The organism is Kosakonia sacchari SP1 (assembly GCF_000300455.3).
In the GTDB taxonomy this organism is placed as follows: Bacteria; Pseudomonadota; Gammaproteobacteria; order Enterobacterales; family Enterobacteriaceae; genus Kosakonia; species Kosakonia sacchari.
Genome location: NZ_CP007215.2, coordinates 3547249 through 3567470 on the forward strand (window position 1 = coordinate 3547249; position 20222 = coordinate 3567470).

Sequence of the window (20222 nt, forward strand, 5' to 3'; positions counted from 1 at the left end):
CCTCATTGCACATGGTGCGCCGGGGTTAATGTTTGCCAGTTTGCCGCCAGCCAGGCGTCGCACTCATCCTGCGGTTGTGGCTCGCAGACAACATTCCAGCCTGCGGGAAGCGCGCACTGCGCAGGCCACAGGCTGAACTGCCGCCGGGTATTTTGCAGAATATAAAATTGCCCTTGCGGGTTATCGAAAGGGTTGGTGAATTCCATAGCAAACTCCTGTCGTGAAAAGGTGCGATTAACAAGCGCGGGTAAGCGGCTGCCAGAGGGTGATAAGCCCGGAGGTCAACCCGCCGCGCCAGCAAAGCGCATCGTGTCCGCCATCAACCTGACGCCAGAAAACCGACTGCTGTGTGCGTTGTAACAGGGGAAGAAGCGCCTCGTTGGCGCGAAAAATAAGCGGTTCGCGAACGCCCGCCTCCAGCACAATGCGCAGGCCCTGCGGGTTCAACTCACCGTTTTTAAGTTGTTCGATAATGATGCCGTCACGCTCGCCGCCGCGATGCGGCCACCAGAACGATCCGGACTGGCTCAACACGCAACCAAACCGCTGCGGCCAGTGCAGCGCGGCATACAGTGACGACAGGCCGCCAAAACTCTGCCCGGCCACCACGGTGTGCTCCGCGTTGTCGCTGAATGGCGCGATGCCACGAACCTGCGGCAATAACTCGGCTTGTACCGCCAGCCAGAAATCGGCATTGCACGGCAACTCCCGGCTGCGGTGGGCGTTATCAATCACATCGATCAGCACATACACCGCCTCCGGCAGTTGCCCGGCGGTGGTTAAGGCTGCCAGCGCAGGCCATACCGGCATGCTTTGCGCCCAAAACTGCCCGTCGAGCAGGATCGCCAGCGGGTGTTCAGCGCTATCACTATTGCCGGTGCTATAAACCCAGACGCGGCGCGTGTTGTTCAGGCGCGCGCTGCGCCATTGCAGGCACTGCGGTTCGTTGAACGGCGTTTCGATTTCGCGCCAGCCCGGCTGCAACGGCGCATCGGGCATTTCCAGCGCCGAAACGGGATGACCGCGCCCGCCACGCCAGCTTTGCGCATTGAGCGGATCGGCAATCGCACGCGCCAGTAATTTGCGCCAGCCTTCGCGCAGCGCGGTGCGATCCGGCGGCGTAATCGTGAAAACGTCGGCGGAAAAATCGTCGCTGTTTTGCGAAGGAATAAAGCAGTAGCTGCCGCGCCAGCTAGCGGCAAGCGTGGTTTTCCAGCACCAGACATCGGTTCCGGCAATGCGCGTCAGCGATTGTGGCGTCGATTTTTGATGGTGATCGGTCACCCCGGTAACGTAGATCCACACCCGGCGCACGCGCGAGGTGGCTTCTGTCCCGGCACGATCGCGCCACCAGAACGTGACCTCATAATTTCCCTGCGCGTTTTTGACCCATTCGGGCCCCTGTTTTGACTCCCACCAGGCATCACTTCCCGTTGTTGACGTCACGGCTTTAACCTCAAATATGCTGTGGAAATTTTTGCTTGCAGATCAAAAAATATCGATAATATTATTGATAACTATTTTCATTTGCAATAGCGTATTGGCGCGCTATGGGAAGCGCGTCTTTCACTTAAAACGGCCGCCGTGGGCGAATTTTCTCAGGACTGAGCGCCTCGCTACGAGCTGGCTTCATTATGCCGCCTCCTCTCCCCTGGGAAAGGACTAGCCGGGGATGCGGCGACGAAAAGCAGGAACAACAATGAATAACAAAATCAAATCCCTGGCCGTTCTGGTCAATCTGGGGATCTACGGCGTTGCTGTGCCAGCGTTGGCGGCAGAAACCAGCGCCGCCTCTGGCGAAGAGACGATTGTCGTCACGGCTGAGCAGCAAAACTTGCAGGCACCGGGCGTTTCCACCATCACGGCCGACGAAATTCGTAAGAACCCGCCTTCCCGTGATGTCTCCGAAATTATCCGTACCATGCCGGGCGTGAACTTAACCGGTAACGCCACCAGCGGTCAGCGCGGGAACAACCGCCAGATCGACATTCGCGGCATGGGTCCGGAAAACACCCTGATTCTGGTGGATGGTAAACCGGTCACCAGCCGTAACTCCGTGCGCCTTGGCTGGCGCGGTGAGCGCGACAGCCGGGGTGACACCAACTGGGTGCCGCCGGAAATGATCGAGCGTATTGAAGTGATTCGCGGCCCGGCGGCGGCGCGCTACGGTAACGGCGCGGCAGGCGGCGTGGTGAATATCATCACCAAAAAAGAGAATACTGGCGAATGGCACGGCTCGTGGAATACCTATTTCAACGCGCCGGAACACAAAGATGAAGGTTCAACCAAACGCACCAACTTCAGCCTGAGCGGCCCGCTCGGCGACGATGTTAGCTTCCGCCTGTATGGCAACCTCGCCAAAACCCAGGCCGATGCGCAGGACATCAACAAAGATCACCAGTCCGAACGTACCGGAACTTACGCCAACACCGTCGTTGCCGGGCGTGAAGGTTCGATCAACAAAGACATTACTGGCGTCGTGCGCTGGGATTTTGCCCCGATGCAGGCGCTGGAGTTGCAGGCCGGTTACAGCCGCCAGGGCAACCTCTACGCGGGTGATACGCAGAACACCAACAACGACAGCAGCACCAATAACTACGTCAATGATAACTACGGCAAAGAGACCAACCGTCTTTATCGCCAGAACTACTCGGCGACCTGGACCGGCGGCTGGGATAACGGCGTGACCACCAACAACTGGATACGTTATGAACACACCCGTAACTCACGTATCCCGGAAGGACTGGCGGGCGGTACGGAAGGTCTGTTCAACGCGCAAAAATTCTCTGATATCGACTACGGCGATCTGCTGCTGCACAGCGAAGCAAGCGTACCGTTTGAACTGCTGTTCAAGCAGAATCTGACCATCGGTGCCGAGTGGGATCACCAGAGCATGAAAGATTCCACCTCGAATACCCAGACCTTTATGGGCGGCAATATCCCGGGTTACAGCAGCACCGGCCGTAGCCCCTATTCCGATGCGGATATCTTCTCGGTGTTTGCCGAAGACAACATTGAGCTGACTGACAGCACCATGCTGACCCCGGCGTTACGCTTCGACCACCACACCATCGTCGGCAATAACTGGAGCCCGTCGCTGAACTTATCTCAGGGCCTTGGCGACGACTTCACCCTGAAAATGGGTATCGCCCGCGCTTACAAAGCACCGAGCCTGTACCAGACCAATCCGAACTACATTCTCTACAGCCGTGGCCAAGGTTGCTACGCGGTCACCGTGGATGCCAATGGCAGAGACATCGGCTGCTATCTGCAAGGTAACGACGATCTGAAAGCGGAAAACAGCATCAACAAAGAGATTGGTCTGGAGTTCAAACGTGACGGCTGGCTGGCGGGTGTCACCTGGTTCCGTAACGACTACCGCAACAAGATTGAGTCTGGCTACGCGCCGGTTGGACAGACCTCCATCAAGAGCGGCAATTCAAACTTGAACACCTATATCTACCAGTGGGATAACGTGCCGAAAGCGGTAGTGGAAGGGTTAGAAGGTGCGTTGAATGTGCCGGTAAGCGAGACGGTAAACTGGACCAACAATGTCACCTATATGCTGCAAAGCAAAAACAAAACCACCGGCGAACGGCTGTCGATCATTCCTGAATACACCTGGAACTCCACGCTGAGCTGGCAGGTTACCCAGGATGTTTCGCTGCAATCGACCTTTACCTGGTACGGTAAACAGCAGCCGAAGAAATATGACTACAAAGGTAACCGCGTGACTGGTTCCGCCACCAACGAAGTGAGCCCGTACAGCATCGTTGGCCTGAGCGGCACCTGGGACGTGACCAAAAACGTCAGCCTGACGGGCGGGGTCAGTAACGTGTTTGACAAACGTCACTGGCGCGAAGGTAACGCGCAAACCACTGGCGGCGGCGCAAACTGGATGTACGGTGCAGGTGCTGCAACGTATAACGAGTCGGGCCGCACCTGGTATATGGGCGTAAACACCCGCTTCTAAGCAACAAGCGCCCTCCCCCCAACGGAAGCTACCCCACTTCCCACGGGGAGAGGGCGCTTGCCTTATCAAGAGAGGGCTGAATGAAGACGGCACGCCACCTGTACGGTTCGCGTGCCGGATTTATCTATTGCCGGGACAATGCGTCCGGGCAGGGGTTATCAGAATGCTTCCCAGTCATGTTCTGGCGCTTTGCTGCCGCCTGCCAAAGCAGGTCGACGCAAGGCTTTCCCCGCTTTTGGCACAGCGGCTGACGGTTTGCCAGTAGCACCCTGCTCTGCATCACCCGGCAGTTTAAACACCGATACAATCTCGGTTAACTGATAGGCCTGCTGCTCCAGCGAACCGGAGGTAGCAGAGGACTCTTCCACCAGCGCGGCGTTTTGCTGCGTGACGCTGTCCATTTGCGAAATCGCCGTGCCGACCTGACCAATCCCTTTGCTCTGCTCGATAGACGCCGATGCGATCTCGCCCATGATATCCGTCACGCTGGTGACCGAACGCAGAATGTTATCCATCGATTCGCTGGTCAGCGTCACCTGGTCAAAACCGTTGTTGACGTTCGTGACCGACTCATCGATCAGCGTTTTGATCTCTTTTGCTGCACCGGCGCTGCGCTGCGCGAGGTTACGCACTTCGCTGGCGACCACCGCGAAACCACGGCCCTGTTCACCGGCTCGCGCTGCTTCGACGGCGGCGTTGAGGGCCAGGATGTTGGTCTGGAAGGCGATGCTATCAATGACGTTAATGATGTCGGTGATTTTCTGCGAACTGCTGGTGATGTTTTTCATGCTGGCAATGACCGCCTGCACACGCTCTTCGCCTTTATTCACCGCGGCTGACGCCGTTTTTGCAAGCGTACTGGCTTCGCTGGCGTTGTCAGCGTTCTGTTTGACCACCGCGCTCAGCTCTTCCATGCTGGCGGCGGTTTGCGTCAGCGCGGCGGCCTGCTCTTCCGTGCGCGAAGAGAGATCGGTGTTACCGGACGCGATTTCGCTCGCCCCCTGGTAAATTTCCCCGGCGCTGTTACGGATCTGCGTGACGGTTTGCACCCAGTTGTTCTGCATGGTTTCAAGGTAGGGGATCAGTTGCCCCACTTCGTTGTTGCCCAGATCTTTTGTCGGCTTATCCAGCTTGCCCACCGACAGCACCTGCAAGTGCTGTTTTACCCACTCCAGCGAGCGCGCCAGGCACAGCGCCAGGTAACGCTCGGACATCACCAACATCGCCAGGCCAATAATCATGGCAACAATGATGATGGTGCGCGTCAGGGAAACCCAGCTGGCAATACGCGCGTTAGCGGCAGATTTCAGGTCATGAATTTGCTGGTTATACGCCACGATCGCCTGCGAAAAACCGCTGCGCAGCGGGCTGAATTGCGCCTTCGACAGTTGGTTATAGCTTTCAACGTTGTTGGCTTTAATGGCGGCGAACATCGGCGTAATCGCCTGGTTAAACAGGTTCAAGGAGCTGTTATAGATATTATCGATGGCCTCGGTGCTGATATTCGCATGGTCGGTCACTTTGAACTGATTCAGACCGTTTTGCAGAAAATCGATATCTTTGCCGATACGATCGATCATTTGTTGGTAGTTTTGCGCATCATTATTGGCCTGGAAAACCAGCGCGCGATCCATCAGCAGTTTGACCTGGTAGTAGCGATCGCTGGCATTGTTGATGATGTCGCCGTTAATTTGCTGAACGTTGGTGAGTTCCACTTCATCGGTTAAGGCGCTCAACGCGTGTAACGAATAAAACGAGACACCGCCCCAGAGCAAAGTGAAAATGACCAGGATCGCCAGCATCGCGACCTTGATTTTTAAATTTCGAATAAAGTGCATAAAAACCCCGGTAAATAGTTGTGAAATAACGTTTTAAAGCAGCGTTCTTCTCGCTGTCATAAACCCCATCGGCTAAGTCTCCGGGTTAATTAAGAATAAAAAGAAGTAAGGCAATAACCTTTTTATTGAAATGGTGATAACACGTAGTTTACCGTGACTTAACTTTTTAAACGGACGTAAAGTGATAATTTGGCAGGCGTTTACATCGGTAAACGATGTCGTGTTGCATGGCGCGCGGAAGGGATAAGCGAGGGCATCGGCGGATACCGATGCCCTGTTTATTAAGGTGATAAGGGAGCAAAGAAGGCGCTGAGTTTTTGTTTTTGCCTGCCCTGCCCGTCAAAATTACTGGCCGCCAGCCAGGCGGAAATCGCCGCGTCTCGCTGCGGCCATTCGATATCCAGCATCGATAAATAGTCAGTATCGCGGTTGCGTCCTTTGCGCACCATGTGCTGGCGGAAACGCCCTTCCCAGCTAAAGCCGAGACGTTCGGCGGCACGGCGGGAAGCGACGTTGAGCACATCACATTTCCACTCCACGCGGCGGTAGTTACAGGCAAACGCGTGGCGCAGCATTAACCAGATAGCTTCCGTTCCCAGCACGCTGTTTTTCATACGCGGTGACCAGGTGACGTGGCCGATTTCTACCGAACCATTCTGTGCGTTGATGGCAAGCCAGGCGACAACGCCGAGCGCCTCACCGCTGGCACACTCCACCACGGCGAAAGGCGCGACGGTGGTGTCGACCATTTTACCCACTACCCACTGCGCCATGTTGTCCAGCGTTTGTGGGCGTTCACTTGCCAGCCATGTCCAGTCGGCCTCGTTTTCCGCTTGAGAGTAAGCGTGCAGAAGATCGTGCGTGTGTACTCTGGCGTCAAGCGGTTCCAGCCGACAATATTGTCCGTGCAGCACACTGCGCGGCAACGGCTGGACGCCGTGCCAGTGCGGCAACATGTCACCGACGGTTTGACCATAATGATTCAATTCCGGCACTTTTTTCCCCCAGATAAAAAAGTTAAACAGAAAAAGAGTGTTTTATCAGCAGTTAAGCCCGGAATATAGTGCCTAAAATTAGTGGGGAAGTAGAGAAAAATGTCTTTGAAATCAGAGGACTGACCAGATTTGGCATCAGAATAGTCTGATGCCTTTACACTTACTGACCAAAATGGCCAAATTGAGCCAAAACCTGGTCAAAAATGGCCATTCCTTGCTGGACTTCTTTCGCGCTCATAATGCAAGGCGGCACCACATGAATGCGGTTTTCGACAACAAAAGTTAACAGTCCGGCTCCGGTGAGCGCCGTCTTAATCGCTGCCATCTCTGTCGCGGCTAAAGGCGTTTTGGTTTTGCGGTTGCTCACCAGTTCCAGCGCCTGGAACATGCCGCGGCCACGCACTTCGCCAATCAGTGGATGTTTTGCTGCCAGTGCCTCCAGCGCAGGGCGCAGAACGCCGTTGCCGACTTCTGCCGCATTCTGCACCACGTTCTCCTCTTTCATCGCATCAAGCGTGGCGACAATCGCCGCCATCGCCAGCGGATGCCCGGAGTACGTCAGCCCACCGGCGAAGAAGTGATCGTCAAAATAGTGAGCGATAGGCGCGGAAATCAGCACGCCGCCCGCCGGCACATAACCTGCATTCACCCCTTTGGCGAAGGTGACCAGATCCGGCACGATGCCATCTTGTTCGAAAGCGAACCAGCTACCGGTACGGCCAAAACCAGCCATCACTTCATCGAGGATCAGCACAATGCCGAACTCATCTGCCAGCGCGCGCACGCCTTGCATATACCCGGCGGGCGGCACCAGAATACCGGCTGTGCCAGGAATGGACTCCAGCAGGATCGCCGCAATCGACGACGGCCCTTCACACTCAATCATGCGGCGCAGGTGCGCCAGCGCGCGCTCGCACTCTTCGGCTTCGCTGCTGGCATTAAATTCGCTGCGATACAGGTACGGGTTAAAGAAGTGAACATGCCCGCGCGAATATTCATTTGGCACACGCCGCCAGTCGCCGGTTGCCGCAATGGCGCTGCCGGTGTTGCCGTGATAAGAGCGATAAGCAGAGAAAATTTTGTCGCGCCCGGTGTACAGCCGTGCCATACGGATGGCGTTTTCGTTGGCATCAGCCCCGGCGTTGGTGAAAAAGACTTTACTGAAGCCTTCCGGCGCGAGTTCCACAATGCGTTTTGCCGCTTCGCCACGCGCCAGGTTGGCGGTGGCCGGCGCAATGGTGACCAGCGTTTCCAGCTGCGCTTTCATCGCCGCCAGCACGCGCGGGTGTTGATAACCAATATTAACGTTCACTAACTGGCTGCTGAAATCGAGGTAGCGGTTACCATCGTAATCCCACAGCTCGCAGCCTTGCGCCCCGGCAATCACCATCGGGTTGAGGTTGCCCTGCATCGACCATGAATGAAACACATATGACCGGTCCAGTTGACGCACGTCGTCGTTCGTTATCGCCATCTCGTTGTGAAGTGCCAGTTTCATGCCAGATCCTCTCATGCCGTTGTTGTTGTCTGCATCATGCTGCGCGCCATAAATAGGCGGGTAGAGCCAGTCGCCTTCGCAGGATGTGACACCCGTGTCACATGTCAGTGGCGTAACTGGCACTGTCTGGCAGGCGGAAGGGTTTTTATAGTGGCGCAATAACCCTGCACAGGAGAAGAGAACAATGGCAGCGAAAAACGTGGTGTTCATTACCGGCGCGACATCCGGATTTGGCGAAGCGGCGGCACAGGTTTTTGCCGATGCCGGATGGGCGCTGGTATTGAGCGGGCGTCGGCTTACGCGTCTGGAAAATCTAAAAGAACGGCTGCATGGCAAGGTACCGGTACACATTATTGAACTGGATGTCCGCGATAACGCCGCAGTAAAAAAAGCGGTGGCCGAACTGCCTGCGGAATTCGCCGATATCACAACGCTTATCAATAATGCCGGGCTGGCACTCGCCCCGCAGCCCGCCCAGAAAGTGGAGTTGCAGGACTGGCAAACGATGATCGACACCAATGTCACCGGGCTGGTAAATGTGACACACGCGCTGCTGCCAACGCTGATTGCGCATGGTGCGGGGGCATCGATTATCAATATTGGCTCTATCGCCGGGCAGTGGCCCTACCCCGGCAGCCATGTGTATGGCGCGACCAAAGCTTTTGTGAAGCAATTTAGCTACAACCTGCGCTGCGATTTACTGGGAACGGGCGTGCGGGTAACCGATCTTGCGCCGGGAATTGCCGAAACGGAATTTACCCTGGTACGCACCAAAGGTGACAAGGCGGCATCTGATAATTTGTATCGCGGCACGACGCCGCTCAGCGCGCAGGATATTGCCGGGCAGATGTTCTACATCGCCACCCTGCCGGATCATATGAATATCAACCGTGTAGAAGTGATGCCGGTGCGCCAGGCCTGGCAGCCGTTTGCCATCGACCGGGATTAAACCTGAGTTGTACTGAGCCACAAAATAAAACGCCCCGGCATAAATGCCGGGGCCTGCTTTTATTCTTTTTTCCTGGGTGTTTAATCGTTTTACCCCGCCCGGCGCTTATCTCCGGCACTCACTCTTTTAGGTGGCGTTAGCTCTTTATGGGGTGAGACCACAATAGTCCATCGGAATGTTCTTAACAATAGCCCTTTCGTTGCAATTTTCTGTTTTTTGATGCTGGTCATAATTTGCCGGATCTTCGCGCAACCCCGCGTGACGGCGGTCACTTGTCAGCAAGGGATGACAATTTGCGTGCCGAAAAAAACAGACGAAGCGTGACGCGTATCGCGATGCGAGCGCAAAATTGATGATTTTTTCGCCGCCATTGTCGATAAAAGAGGCAATGCGTTATGATTGCGCCATTCGGAATTTGACTTAAATCCTTCAGACGTTTACAAAAGATACTGCCTTCCTTAAGTCCGACTTGCGTCTTTCCTGTTTTCGTCCAGGCTTCCATTTTACCCTGCGTAAAAATGGCGCGGATTGACCGGTTCAGATTTGCGTTTTACCGACTATTTTAAGATTTGCAGGCATCTGTAAGTGGAGTATCGCATGTTCTCTTTTGTCGCCCGGCAGGCGATTTTTGATGCAAATATGAACACAGTCGGTTACGAGTTGTTGTTCAGAGACAGTATGACGAACCGGTTTCCCGACGTTACGCCGGAGTACGCCACTGCCCAAATTATTGTCGAACAGTTTCTCGGCGCGCCGCTGGGCCGCCTGAAAGAGTACAGCGCGATCTTTGTTAACTTCCCCTATGAACTGCTGGTGCAGGGGATGGCGGAAACATTGCCGAAAGACCGCGTGATTGTGGAAATCCTCGAAACCGCCAAACCCACGCCTCAGTTGCTCAACACGGTAAAAAAACTCTCTGCGCAAGGTTTTCGCATCGCACTGGATGACTTCGCGTTAGGCGACACCTGGAACGCGTTTTTACCTTATATCAGCATCATCAAATTCGACGTGCGGGAAAATACGCCCGACGAGATAAGCGGCTATATCAATGACAAGACCCATTTGCTGAATGACACGATATTTCTTGCCGAAAAGGTGGAAACCCAGGAAGAGTACGAGTGTTTTCGCAATATGGGCTGCACGCTGTTTCAGGGGCATTTTTTCAGCAAGCCGGTGATCCACTCAGCCAATAAACTGTTTCAGAATCAGGAAATCACCTTAAAACTGATGAAAGAGGTGAATGCCGACTCACCGGATTTTGGCCGAATCGAAGCTCTGCTGAAACAGGATCTGGCGCTGTCGTTTAAGATCATGCGCTATGCACAAAATATTGTGTTCAACGCGCGCGGGATTAAAAACTTCCGCAGCCAGTCGTTAAAGGACGTCATTTTTTACCTTGGCACCAACGAGTTACGCCGCTTTGTGCTGGTTTCCTGCCTGACCTCGGTCAACAAAGTAAAGACTGATGACATTTACTACCAGAGCCTGATCCGCGCCAAATTTTGCGAGCTGGCCTCGGCGCACTCCATCAGCCGTCACTCCGCCGATGACGCGTTTATCGTCGGTCTGTTTTCTCAGCTCGACAGCATTTTTGAAATGCCGATGGCCGATTTATTAAGCCAGATTGATATCTCCGCCAGTGTAATGATGGCGCTAAAAGAGCAAAAAGGGCCGCTCTACCCTTATCTGCAACTGATTGAACTGTACGAAAATCACAACTGGGAAGAGGTCAGCGCGCTCGGCCATCGGCTGGGTTTTAACCGCAGCATGGTGGCGGAATTGATTAAAGCCGCCACCAAATGGACCAACGCTATCCCGTCAAATGTCAGCTGATCATTTCAGTTTTCGCACCAGACAGCCGATTTAATCAGTAGGGTGTATGTACACCGCTGCTTCGGTTCACTCGGCTGATCACTGGACGCGCATCATGGAAAAGTTAACGGTATATGGATATCGCCTCGGTAACGAATATCAAGTGGAATTCGTGCCTTATAAGCAAAGTCTGACAACCTGCGCGATCCGCGGCAACTGCACCTATTTACGTAACACCATGAACAACCTGCTGACCTATCTGCTGGCACACGCCGTGGGGAATATTGTGGCCGACAAAACGCTGCAGATTCAGGTATGGGAAAATAACGGATTGAGTTGTTCAAGCCAGCGGCTGTGGCAAGTGATGAACAACCTGAAACGTAAACTGGCGGTATTCGGTTTGCCCGATGATTTTATTCTGCGCGTAGCCGGGAAAGGGTATCTTATTCCGCCGGAAAAGGTGCTGACGCTTTATTGCCGGGAAACGTTTTTTCAGCAACACCTCGCGGTTGATTATCCCATTCTGTAAAGCCAGACAATTAAGCGTAACGCAGCGCGTCAATCAATAAGCTAAACGCGGCAGTGTGCTGTTTGCGGCTGGGATAATAGAGGTAATAGCCGGGGAACGGTTCACACCAGTCGTCGAGCACCGTTTCAAGTTTGCCTTCGCTAACAGCCTGCGTCACGCAATCTTCCGGTACCAGCGCCAGCCCCATACCGCTTGTTGCCGCTTCGATTCTGGAAGCCAGATTATTAAAGGTTAATTGCCCTTCCACGCGCACACGCATTGGCTGACCGTCTTTGGAAAACTCCCAGGCATACAGCCCGCCGAGCGTCGGCAGGCGCATATTAATACAGTTGTGCTGCTGTAAATCATGCGGTGTTTGCGGTTTACCATGACGGGAAAAATATCCTGGCGCACCCACCACCACCATGCGCCAGTCCGGACCGATACGCACCGCGACCATATCTCTGGCAACCTGTTCACCAAGGCGAATGCCGGCATCGTAACGCTCACTGACAATATCCGTCAGGGTGTTATCGATGGTTAATTCCACTTTCACGTCAGGGTAAGCGTCTAAAAAAGGCTTAATGGCTGGCCACACCGTCGAATGCAATGCGTGCTCGCCAAGCGTGATACGAATATTGCCGGCGACGCGATCGCGCATATCGGTTAAGGCAATCAGTTCTTCCTCAATCTCTTTAAAGCGCGGGCCAATACTATTTATTAATGCCTCGCCTGCATCGGTGGGGGCGACGCTGCGCGTAGTACGGGTAAGCAGACGAATTTGCAGGCGCTCTTCCAGCCCGCGAATAGCATGGCTGAGTGCCGATTGCGAGACGCCTAATTTTGCTGCCGCGCGAGTAAAGCTGCGTTCGCGGGCCACCACAATTAAATAGAACAGATCGTTAAAATTATCTTTCAGCATTTCCGCCCCGTGACCAGACCATGAAAATAGCGTTTATGCTACACTTCGGCTGAGTTTTAATATATGTCTATAATTCACTAATCCCGCAATAAAAGGGCTCTGATCGTGAAGCAGGTCACCTCTGCTTATGTTAATAAGCGCCAGCGCCTCTCTTTTTGATGAACCATACTCATAACCGCAATGAGCCATATTACTTAATCAATACATTTTATTATTCGCCAGGCATAAACGCGCTGATACACCATTAAAATTAACCATGCAGCAGCGGCAGATATTTAATAATTAAACACCTGCCACTCTCGCTTGTTTAAAACAACGCCTTAATCAACCTGCATATTTAATCGCACATTTTGCCAATAAAAGCCGGGGGAATTACCCCCCGGATAGAGAAAAAAGTAACAGTAGACACAAAAAATGCAATGAGGTTAATAAAGCGTCTTAACGGTAACCGATAAAACGCGGGTTGATATTAGCGATCTGTGCGATTAAAAATAGCACCAAAAAAATTTCCAGCCGATATTTGTCAATATGTGCTAAAACAAATTTAAATATTTACACCAGAAGAACTCAGGTGATAAACAATATCTTACAACCGGAATAATCCATGAGCCACTCTCATAAGTGGCAATGTATTCTTGTTGTTATTAAAAAACACAGTGGCAAACATCAAGGGTTTATTTATATGAAAATCTCTCAACTGAGTCTTTTCGTCTCTGCTGCGGTACTGTGCTCGTCAGTACAGGCGGCAGAAATATATAATAAAGACGGTAATAAGTTAGACTTATATGGTTTGGTATCAGCAGAACATTATTTTTCTGATAACAGCGGCTGGGATGGCGACCAGACTTATATGCGTCTTGGCTTTCGCGGTGAAACACAAATTAATGATCAACTGACCGGCTACGGCCAGTGGCAGATGCATATTGACGCCAATAAATCGGAAGGTGATACCAATACACCACGCACGCGTTATGGCTTCGCTGGTTTAAAATTCGCCAATTACGGTTCTGTGGATTACGGTCGCAATAAAGGTGTTTTATATGACTCCCTCGGTTATACCGATATGCAGCCAGAATTCGATGGTATGACATACGGTTCTGATCAATTTATGTTTAGCCGTGGCAGCGGCATGCTGACCTACCGTAATACGGATTTCTTCGGTCTGGTTGACGGCCTGAATTTCTCCCTGCAATACCAGGGTAAAAATGATGGCGGCGGCGAATCAGGTGCCGGTCGAAATGTATTACGTCAAAACGGCGACGGTTATGGCTTATCCGTGGAATATAACATCGGCGCGGGCGTAAGCGTTGTCGGTGCCATGACCAGTGCCAAACGTACCGAAGAACAAAATACCGCTACCAATATTCTCGGTGATGGCGATCGCGCCGAAGCCTATTCTGGCGCGATTAAATATGACGCCAATAATATCTATCTGGCGGCGATGTTTACTCAGGCTTATAACGCTTCGCGTTTTGGCAGTGCTTCCGATACGACGACCGCCTACGGCTACGCCAACGAATCGCAGATTTTTGAAGCGTACGCCAGTTACCAGTTCGACTTTGGCTTGCAGCCATTCGTGGCGTATAACGCGCTTAAAGGTAAGAATATTGGCAGCAACAGCGCGGGCGATAAATACGGCGATCAGGACATCGAAAAATATGTCGATCTCGGTGTCACGTACTACTTCAACAAGAACTTCAACATGTTTGTTGATTATAAAATCAACCTGATTGATGAAGATAAATTCACCACCGCCGCTGGCATCAACACTGATGACGTGGTCGCTGTGGGTATGGTTTACCAGTTCTAAACCAGCAAAAGGCGGCACAGGCCGCCTTTTTTTCACCTTCATTTTCCGCTCGTTTTCCTTTCATCACGCCCACTTTCCCAGGCTCTGATGCTGACGTCGCCAGACGCCAGGCGGCATCTGGTATTTGCGCGTAAAGGTGCGTGTAAAGGTCTGCTGCGAGTCATAACCGTATTTGGTGGAGATAGCCATAATCGACTGCTCAGTCGCCAGCAGTTCATGCGCGGCGCTTTCCAGCTTCTTCTCGCGGATATAGATCCCGAGTGGTATCTGGATTACTTGCTGGAACAGACGCTGAAGATGCCATTTCGAATACCCCGCCCGCGTGGCGACATCCTCGATCCGCAGCGGCCTTTCAAGGTTATCGTCAATCCATTGCTGGATCTCAAGAATTACCGCGTGTTGCATACCCATGGTTGAAACCTCCTTGAGAACAGGAGCATTCACCTTAGCGGAGTGATACTTACGCAAACATGACGCGAAAATAATAATTTTGTCAGAAATGTCCGTTCTGCAACGCCAAATGGCATGCAGAGTGTGGATCTCTCGTCGCGGGGAAAGATGCCTGCGCGTATCCCTCATGAAGACCTGCAATGCAAAAGGGGGCGGCTGAGCGTCGCCTCCCTTGCACCGACGTTCATCCAGACTATAGCGCTTTTGCCTCTCCTGCCCATTCACGCAGGAAATGCGTGGAGCAAATAGCAGGCTCGATAACCGCAATATCGACGCTAACCAGGCCAAATCTCACAAACGGATCGCGCTCTATTTCGTTTTGCAGGATATGGCTGTCGCTGGCCGTCGCCAGGATAAATCCACCCGGTTTGTTTCGCAGAGGCCCGGCGAAAATAACATGACCTTTTTTGATCATCTCCCCAAGCCACAGTTTATGCGCATCAACATATGCGCCAAGAATATCGGGTTCACTACCGTAATTAAGCGTAATCGCATATAACATAATTCATTCCCCGCAGATTAATTTAATGGTAGTGCGGCAATAATATTACTGATAGCCGATCGCGCGGCGGTAATTTGCTGATGCTTAATGTCATCCCCTTTCGAGGTACCTTCCGCGCGGATAATATGAAGAGCGTCAATACCCAGGAAACCAAAAAACGCACGCAGATATTTTTCCTGAAAATCCATGCCATCAAAAGGTGGCTGTAAATAAAAGCCACCGCGCGCCGAAATAATCAATATCTGTTTTTCCTCCGCCAGCCCGACCGGCCCGGTGGCGGTGTACTGAAAGGTTTTTCCCGGTTGCGCAAGCCTGTCCAGCCAGGCTTTTAACTGGCTGGAAACAGAGAAGTTATACATGGGTGCCGCGATAACAATCAGGTCATGGGACAGGAACTCATCGACCAGTTGCTGTGAAATCTGGTGCTCCGGGTGCCTGTCACGTGCCGTTTGGCTACCGGCAACAAGGCGGAATCCGGCGGCGATATCTGCAGTTAAATGGCTTATTTCGTCGCGAACCACATCGCGATAGGTTATTTCTGCTTGCGGATAATGGGCTTTTATTTCCCGCATAACATCAGCGGAAAGTGCACGCGTGACGGAATAGTCACCCGAAATACTGGAATCAATATGCAGAATCTTCATGATGCTCTCCGACAATAAACACAATAGTTATTTAAAGGACTTAGCGGCAGTATCGATAAATTTCGCTACGGCATCGGGTTGCGAAACCATAGATAAATGTGAACTGTTAACGCTATATACAGTGGCGTGGATCTGTCTGGCTATTTTCTCCTGAACGACAGGTAACAAAGCATGATCATTTTCGGTCAGCAAATACCAACTCGGTTTATTTTCCCAGGCGGCATGGGTGATTTTTCCCTGAAATGCCGTGAGCGCGATCGGTTGTGAAACCGCAGCCAGCGCCTGGACATTGCGGGTTGAGATATCGTTCGCCATCACCTGTTGAAACTGGCTGGCATCATCTAACCACACCAGCCCTTGCGCATCCGGCGTTAACCCACTCATTGGCGCGTTAAGCCGTGCCAGTAAATCCGTCACGGATTCCCCCGTTGCCGGTGCCAGCGCTGAAAGGTAGACCAGCCCCCGCACATGGCTGTTGTTACCGGCCTGGCTGATAACGGCCCCGCCCCATGAATGACCAACCAGCAGCACATCGCAATGCTGGCGCGCCAGCACACGTTCGGTGGCGGCAACATCATCATCCAGCGAGGTCAGCGGGTTTTGCACCGCCGAAACGTGGTAGCCCATGTTTTGTAAACGCTCGGTCACGGCGGCCCAACTGGAACCGTCCGCAAACGCACCGTGAACCAGCACAATATTTTTAATCGGCTGTGCGACAGCCTGCGCCGACATCACGCTCAACATGGCCGCACATGAGGCCCCCGTGATAAACCGTTTTCCTTTGCGAAAAGCGTTGCGCATGTTCTCTCCCGCCACGTATTGATGAAGTGATAAACACAATGCAGAGAGTGTAATCAGAGCAACCTGACGTGGTAAGATGGCGAACTTGACATTAAACAGGCAAAATCAGACATCACGCGGAGAACCACAATGCAGATAGCGATAGTCGCCACCGCAGGCAGCATGATGTCTGCAATTACCGGGCTTGCGGATATGTTCTGGATAACCAACCAGCTTCTTCCCACCAGCAACGAGGCCAGCCGATTCAGGATCGCCGTTGTCAGCCCTGACGGGAAACCGGTCGCGGACGCGCAAGGTCGGACGATTGCGGTGGATGGTGCATTTGCCAGCATCAGCGCGCCCGATGTGATTCTAGCCTGTGGCATGGCGCTCGGAGGCAATAAACTGCCTGCAACGACCTGCCCGGAAGCCGTCACATGGCTTCGTCAACAGCATCAGCGCGGCGCAAAAATTGGCGGCGCCTGTGCCGGGGGGTATCTGCTGGGTGATGCCGGATTGCTGGATGGCAGAGAGTGCGCCACCACGTGGTGGCTGTATCCCACGTTTCGCGCCCGCTATCCGCGCGCCAAAATGGTGTGGGGAAAAGCATTAATCGAAGAGCGCAACGTGATAACCACCGGTGGACCGCTGTCGTGGGTGGATTTGGCGCTACACATTATTCGCCAGCATGCCGGGGACGAGGTGGCAAGAATGGCAGCGGATATGACCGTTGCCGACAGCCAGCCACTCTCCCAGCAAATCTATGCACCGCGTGGTTTTTTAAACACCATTGATCCGCTGTTACTGCGCGCCGAACAGCTTATCCGCTATGAAAACCCGGCCATCACCGTCGAAGAACTCGCCAGCGCGTTGAACCTCAGCCCGCGCACCTTGCACCGAAAACTGGCCGATTTAACCCGCGAAAGCCCCAAACATTTTATTACGCGCGTGCGCATTGAATCGGCCTGTCTGCTGCTTGAAAACCCCTCAGCCAATATCAGGCACGTCGCCGCCGCGTGTGGCTATACGGAAGATACGGCGTTTCGCAAAGCCTTTAACCAACTCATCAACATGACGCCAGCGCAGTACAAGCTCTGGGCCGCCGCACGAAACACCAGGCACGGGCATTAACGCCACGCCATTACGGTATTTTTCTGTCGTCATGGCGTGGTTATCTGATCGTTTTACGAAACGCTGCATGTCCGGTTACGGGAATTCTCTTCAGCGCTAATGCGCCTACAATGGGCGGCACCTGCACAACAAGAGAGAATAACCATGGCATTTCAGGCTGGTCTGTACTGGATAATCGATCCGCTCTGCGGCTGGAGTTATGGCGCACTGCCATTGATTAATCGCACGGCTGAACACTTCACTGAACGACAACATATTTTACCCGGTGGCCTGTTTATCGACACGCAGCGCCGCCGGCTGGACGCCGACTGGCTCGCTCATGTGCATGAACATGATGATCAAATCGCGAAATTAACCGGTATGCCGTTTGGCCGTGCTTATAAAGAAGATCTACTTGCCCGCGATGGATTGCTGCTCGATTCACTGCCTGCCACTCGCGGCTTATTAGCCTTACAGCAATTTGGCGAACCGGCTGACGCGCTGCGCTTTCTGAACGCCATTCAGACAGCCTGGTATCGTGATGGCCGTGATATCACCCGCGATGAGGTGGTCAACGCGGTGATTCAGCACGCCACCGGCCAGCCTGTTGTCAACGGCCAGGTGGCGGAAAGCGAAGCCCGCGCCGCTATTCAATATGGCCGCATGGTGATGGCACAAGCCGCCGGGGCGGGTTTTCCCAGCGCCGTGTTGGTGCAGGAAGATGGCCGTTACACGCTGCTTCCGGTCGGCCAGTATTACGGCAACCCGGATGCATTTATAGCGCTCGTAAGAACATATCGTTAAAGGAATTCCACCATGAACCATAAAATACCCGGCGTATTGCTGATGCTCGCCAGCGCCTCTTCTGTTGCCGCACCGTTAGAATTGCAGGTTTACAACCCGCAGGAAAAGGCGATTTTCGCCGTCTCATCCACACTGGTTTCCGGCCCTACGGAAGCGATTTTGTTTGATGCGCAATTCAGCGTCAAAGATGGCGAAAAACTGGTGGAGATGATCAAAGCCAGCGGCAAAACGCTCAAGCAAGTGGTGATCACCTCCGGCGATCCGGATTTCTATTTTGGCCTTGAACCGATCGTTAAAGCCTGGCCGCAGGTCAAGGTGGTTGCCTCACCTGAGGTGGTGAAACATATTGAAGCGACAAAAGAGGCCAAGCTGGCGTACTGGGGACCGCAGATGAAGGACGGCGCGCCGCACACGTTAACCGTACCAACAGCGATCACGGCGACACACTTTACTATCGATGGTGAAACGCTGGAGCTGCGCCATCCACAAAGCTATGCGGCTTATGTCTGGATCCCGGCGAATAGAGCCATTCTCGGCGGTACGGCGATTTCCAGCGGCATTCACGTCTGGAGCGCCGACACGCAAACCCCGGCGGCACGTGCGCAGTGGCGTGAAGTGCTGAGTGAAATGCAACACCTGAAGCCGCAGCAGGTGATCCCCGGTCATTATCTGGGCGCGCGCCCCGCTGGTGACCAGGCCATTACGTTTACCCTTCATTACCTCGATACCTTCGAGCAGGCACTGAAAGCGAATAAAACTTCTGCGGGCGTTATTAAAGCAATGACCGCTGCTTATCCGAAGCTGGCAGAAGCGGGTTCACTGGAACTGAGCGCAAAAGTGAATACCGGCGAGATGAAGTGGTGATCGCCACACGTAGCACGTTGTTTATGCCTCAGAATTTACCCATCACCAGCGTCATGGTTCCATTCGCGTCAGGCTCGGTATGCTGAATTAAACGCAGCGCCATGAACAAGATAAGGGGGATCATTGCGTCCCCCTGCTCAATTCCTACCGCTCTCGCTGAAACTTCCACTACCGATCTGCTGCCAGCTCGCGTCGGTATGACGCGTCCCCTCACACCTTCCGGTGCGATTAAGCATTCCGTTGTAAACCCTCAAAGACCCTGGTGTGGCGAATTTTAAAAAGCGTCACCGTTAATTGGCAGGCGTAGTCGTCGTGGTGGTATTGGTTGAGGTATTACTTCCGTCATTTCCTCCGCCCATTGATAATAAAAGCAAACCGGCGACAGCGGTAACAACCGCCACGCCGGTGACGGCTGAACTGCCAACCGCATATTCCGCTGCATTCTCCCCGGCGGCTTTTCCTTCTTCTGCGGGCGCTGCGTAGCAAACTTCAGAAATAACAAATACGAAAGCGATAATAATGTATTTTAAAAGCACCATAATCCTGTCCTCATATTTATTTGGGATCATCTGCACTTTAAATCGCCATCACAAAAACGGATCGCAAAATAGGACATTCCTCGACAATATGAAAACAAATGGGAGATTCCTCAGCGAAACCAAATTATCTCAGCGGATGCACATTTCGCTTAAAAATAAAAATAAGATAATCCTCAGTTAACAATTTTTTAGCAGTATGATAGAGATCAAAGAAGACATAGAAG

18 protein-coding genes and 1 pseudogene are annotated in these 20222 nt (G+C 53.0%); 8 read left to right on the forward strand and 11 right to left on the reverse strand.

Annotation, left to right across the window (positions count from 1 at the left end; genetic code table 11):
• Positions 1-2: 2 nt before the first annotated feature.
• Both C813_RS39825 and fes read right to left on the reverse strand, forming a co-directional pair.
• On the reverse strand, positions 3-206 hold the full coding sequence (locus tag C813_RS39825; RefSeq protein WP_017455799.1) for an MbtH family protein: 204 nt from the start codon (positions 204-206) through the stop codon (positions 3-5).
• 28 nt (positions 207-234) lie between these two features.
• Positions 235-1446, reverse strand: a complete 1212-nt coding sequence (fes, locus tag C813_RS39830) for an enterochelin esterase (RefSeq protein ID WP_017455798.1) — start codon at positions 1444-1446, stop codon at positions 235-237.
• Between the two features lie 253 nt (positions 1447-1699).
• Between fes and C813_RS39835 the strand changes: the two genes are divergently transcribed.
• Positions 1700-3973, forward strand: a complete 2274-nt coding sequence (locus tag C813_RS39835) for a TonB-dependent siderophore receptor (RefSeq protein ID WP_017455797.1) — start codon at positions 1700-1702, stop codon at positions 3971-3973.
• Positions 3974-4419: 446 nt separating this feature from the next.
• Here C813_RS39835 and C813_RS39840 read toward each other — a convergent pair.
• From C813_RS39840 to C813_RS39850, 3 genes and pseudogenes are all read right to left on the reverse strand, one after another.
• Positions 4420-5811 (reverse strand): annotated as a pseudogene (locus C813_RS39840) (methyl-accepting chemotaxis protein); the annotation flags it as partial.
• Positions 5812-6092: 281 nt separating this feature from the next.
• Complete coding sequence (locus tag C813_RS39845; RefSeq protein WP_025263696.1) at positions 6093-6806, reverse strand: GNAT family N-acetyltransferase; 714 nt, start codon at positions 6804-6806, stop codon at positions 6093-6095.
• A gap of 160 nt (positions 6807-6966) precedes the next feature.
• Positions 6967-8304, reverse strand: coding sequence for an aspartate aminotransferase family protein (locus C813_RS39850; RefSeq protein WP_017455794.1), 1338 nt, complete (start codon positions 8302-8304; stop codon positions 6967-6969).
• A 184-nt stretch (positions 8305-8488) separates the two neighbouring features.
• On the opposite strand from C813_RS39850, the gene C813_RS39855 reads away from it, so the two are divergent.
• The 3 genes from C813_RS39855 (at position 8489) to C813_RS39865 (ending at position 11594) form a co-directional block, all read left to right on the forward strand.
• Positions 8489-9253, forward strand: coding sequence for an SDR family NAD(P)-dependent oxidoreductase (locus C813_RS39855; RefSeq protein WP_017455793.1), 765 nt, complete (start codon positions 8489-8491; stop codon positions 9251-9253).
• Positions 9254-9850: 597 nt separating this feature from the next.
• Positions 9851-11086, forward strand: a complete 1236-nt coding sequence (locus C813_RS39860) for an EAL and HDOD domain-containing protein (RefSeq protein WP_017455792.1) — start codon at positions 9851-9853, stop codon at positions 11084-11086.
• A gap of 94 nt (positions 11087-11180) precedes the next feature.
• Positions 11181-11594 (forward strand): winged helix-turn-helix domain-containing protein, encoded by a 414-nt coding sequence (locus C813_RS39865; RefSeq protein WP_025263697.1) that lies wholly within the window; start codon positions 11181-11183, stop codon positions 11592-11594.
• Between the two features lie 10 nt (positions 11595-11604).
• On the opposite strand, the gene C813_RS39870 is transcribed toward C813_RS39865, so the two are convergent.
• Positions 11605-12495 carry a LysR family transcriptional regulator gene (locus tag C813_RS39870; protein WP_017455790.1) on the reverse strand — a complete coding sequence of 297 codons (891 nt, stop codon included), beginning with the start codon at positions 12493-12495 and terminating at the stop codon, positions 11605-11607.
• A gap of 682 nt (positions 12496-13177) precedes the next feature.
• Between C813_RS39870 and ompC the strand changes: the two genes are divergently transcribed.
• Positions 13178-14305 carry a porin OmpC gene (gene ompC, locus C813_RS39875; RefSeq protein WP_025263698.1) on the forward strand — a complete coding sequence of 376 codons (1128 nt, stop codon included), beginning with the start codon at positions 13178-13180 and terminating at the stop codon, positions 14303-14305.
• A gap of 63 nt (positions 14306-14368) precedes the next feature.
• On the opposite strand, the gene C813_RS39880 is transcribed toward ompC, so the two are convergent.
• The 4 genes from C813_RS39880 to C813_RS39895 all read right to left on the reverse strand — a co-directional run bounded on the left by C813_RS39880 (position 14369) and on the right by C813_RS39895 (position 16702).
• Positions 14369-14716, reverse strand: a complete 348-nt coding sequence (locus C813_RS39880; RefSeq protein WP_017455788.1) for a helix-turn-helix domain-containing protein — start codon at positions 14714-14716, stop codon at positions 14369-14371.
• Positions 14717-14948: 232 nt separating this feature from the next.
• Positions 14949-15257: a YciI family protein gene (locus C813_RS39885; protein ID WP_017455787.1), complete on the reverse strand. Its 309-nt coding sequence runs from the start codon at positions 15255-15257 to the stop codon at positions 14949-14951.
• A gap of 17 nt (positions 15258-15274) precedes the next feature.
• Positions 15275-15901, reverse strand: coding sequence for an FMN-dependent NADH-azoreductase (locus C813_RS39890; RefSeq protein ID WP_017455786.1), 627 nt, complete (start codon positions 15899-15901; stop codon positions 15275-15277).
• Between the two features lie 27 nt (positions 15902-15928).
• Positions 15929-16702, reverse strand: coding sequence for an alpha/beta fold hydrolase (locus C813_RS39895; RefSeq protein WP_017455785.1), 774 nt, complete (start codon positions 16700-16702; stop codon positions 15929-15931).
• Between the two features lie 129 nt (positions 16703-16831).
• Between C813_RS39895 and C813_RS39900 the strand changes: the two genes are divergently transcribed.
• The 3 genes from C813_RS39900 to C813_RS39910 all read left to right on the forward strand — a co-directional run bounded on the left by C813_RS39900 (position 16832) and on the right by C813_RS39910 (position 19459).
• On the forward strand, positions 16832-17812 hold the full coding sequence (locus C813_RS39900; RefSeq protein WP_025263699.1) for a GlxA family transcriptional regulator: 981 nt from the start codon (positions 16832-16834) through the stop codon (positions 17810-17812).
• A 144-nt stretch (positions 17813-17956) separates the two neighbouring features.
• Complete coding sequence (locus C813_RS39905) at positions 17957-18595, forward strand: DsbA family protein (protein WP_017455783.1); 639 nt, start codon at positions 17957-17959, stop codon at positions 18593-18595.
• A 12-nt stretch (positions 18596-18607) separates the two neighbouring features.
• Entirely contained in the window at positions 18608-19459 is an 852-nt protein-coding gene (locus C813_RS39910) for a Vmh family MBL fold metallo-hydrolase (protein WP_017455782.1), read from the forward strand.
• Positions 19460-19749: 290 nt separating this feature from the next.
• Here C813_RS39910 and yjbE read toward each other — a convergent pair whose 3' ends face one another.
• Complete coding sequence (gene yjbE / locus C813_RS39915; RefSeq protein WP_407656254.1) at positions 19750-20028, reverse strand: exopolysaccharide production protein YjbE; 279 nt, start codon at positions 20026-20028, stop codon at positions 19750-19752.
• Between the last annotated feature and the right edge of the window lie 194 nt (positions 20029-20222).

Coding starts and splice junctions, on each gene's coding strand:
- C813_RS39905 (WP_017455783.1), top strand. CDS start 17,957: ATGGCATTTCAGGCTGGTCTGTACTGGATAATCGATCCGCTCTGCGGC.
- C813_RS39870 (WP_017455790.1), bottom strand. CDS start 12,495: ATGCTGAAAGATAATTTTAACGATCTGTTCTATTTAATTGTGGTGGCC.
- C813_RS39880 (WP_017455788.1), bottom strand. CDS start 14,716: ATGGGTATGCAACACGCGGTAATTCTTGAGATCCAGCAATGGATTGAC.
- C813_RS39865 (WP_025263697.1), top strand. CDS start 11,181: ATGGAAAAGTTAACGGTATATGGATATCGCCTCGGTAACGAATATCAA.
- C813_RS39850 (WP_017455794.1), bottom strand. CDS start 8,304: ATGAAACTGGCACTTCACAACGAGATGGCGATAACGAACGACGACGTG.
- C813_RS39895 (WP_017455785.1), bottom strand. CDS start 16,702: ATGCGCAACGCTTTTCGCAAAGGAAAACGGTTTATCACGGGGGCCTCA.
- C813_RS39825 (WP_017455799.1), bottom strand. CDS start 206: ATGGAATTCACCAACCCTTTCGATAACCCGCAAGGGCAATTTTATATT.
- ompC (WP_025263698.1), top strand. CDS start 13,178: ATGAAAATCTCTCAACTGAGTCTTTTCGTCTCTGCTGCGGTACTGTGC.
- C813_RS39855 (WP_017455793.1), top strand. CDS start 8,489: ATGGCAGCGAAAAACGTGGTGTTCATTACCGGCGCGACATCCGGATTT.
- C813_RS39900 (WP_025263699.1), top strand. CDS start 16,832: ATGCAGATAGCGATAGTCGCCACCGCAGGCAGCATGATGTCTGCAATT.
- C813_RS39890 (WP_017455786.1), bottom strand. CDS start 15,901: ATGAAGATTCTGCATATTGATTCCAGTATTTCGGGTGACTATTCCGTC.
- yjbE (WP_407656254.1), bottom strand. CDS start 20,028: ATGATCCCAAATAAATATGAGGACAGGATTATGGTGCTTTTAAAATAC.
- C813_RS39835 (WP_017455797.1), top strand. CDS start 1,700: ATGAATAACAAAATCAAATCCCTGGCCGTTCTGGTCAATCTGGGGATC.
- C813_RS39860 (WP_017455792.1), top strand. CDS start 9,851: ATGTTCTCTTTTGTCGCCCGGCAGGCGATTTTTGATGCAAATATGAAC.
- C813_RS39885 (WP_017455787.1), bottom strand. CDS start 15,257: ATGTTATATGCGATTACGCTTAATTACGGTAGTGAACCCGATATTCTT.
- C813_RS39910 (WP_017455782.1), top strand. CDS start 18,608: ATGAACCATAAAATACCCGGCGTATTGCTGATGCTCGCCAGCGCCTCT.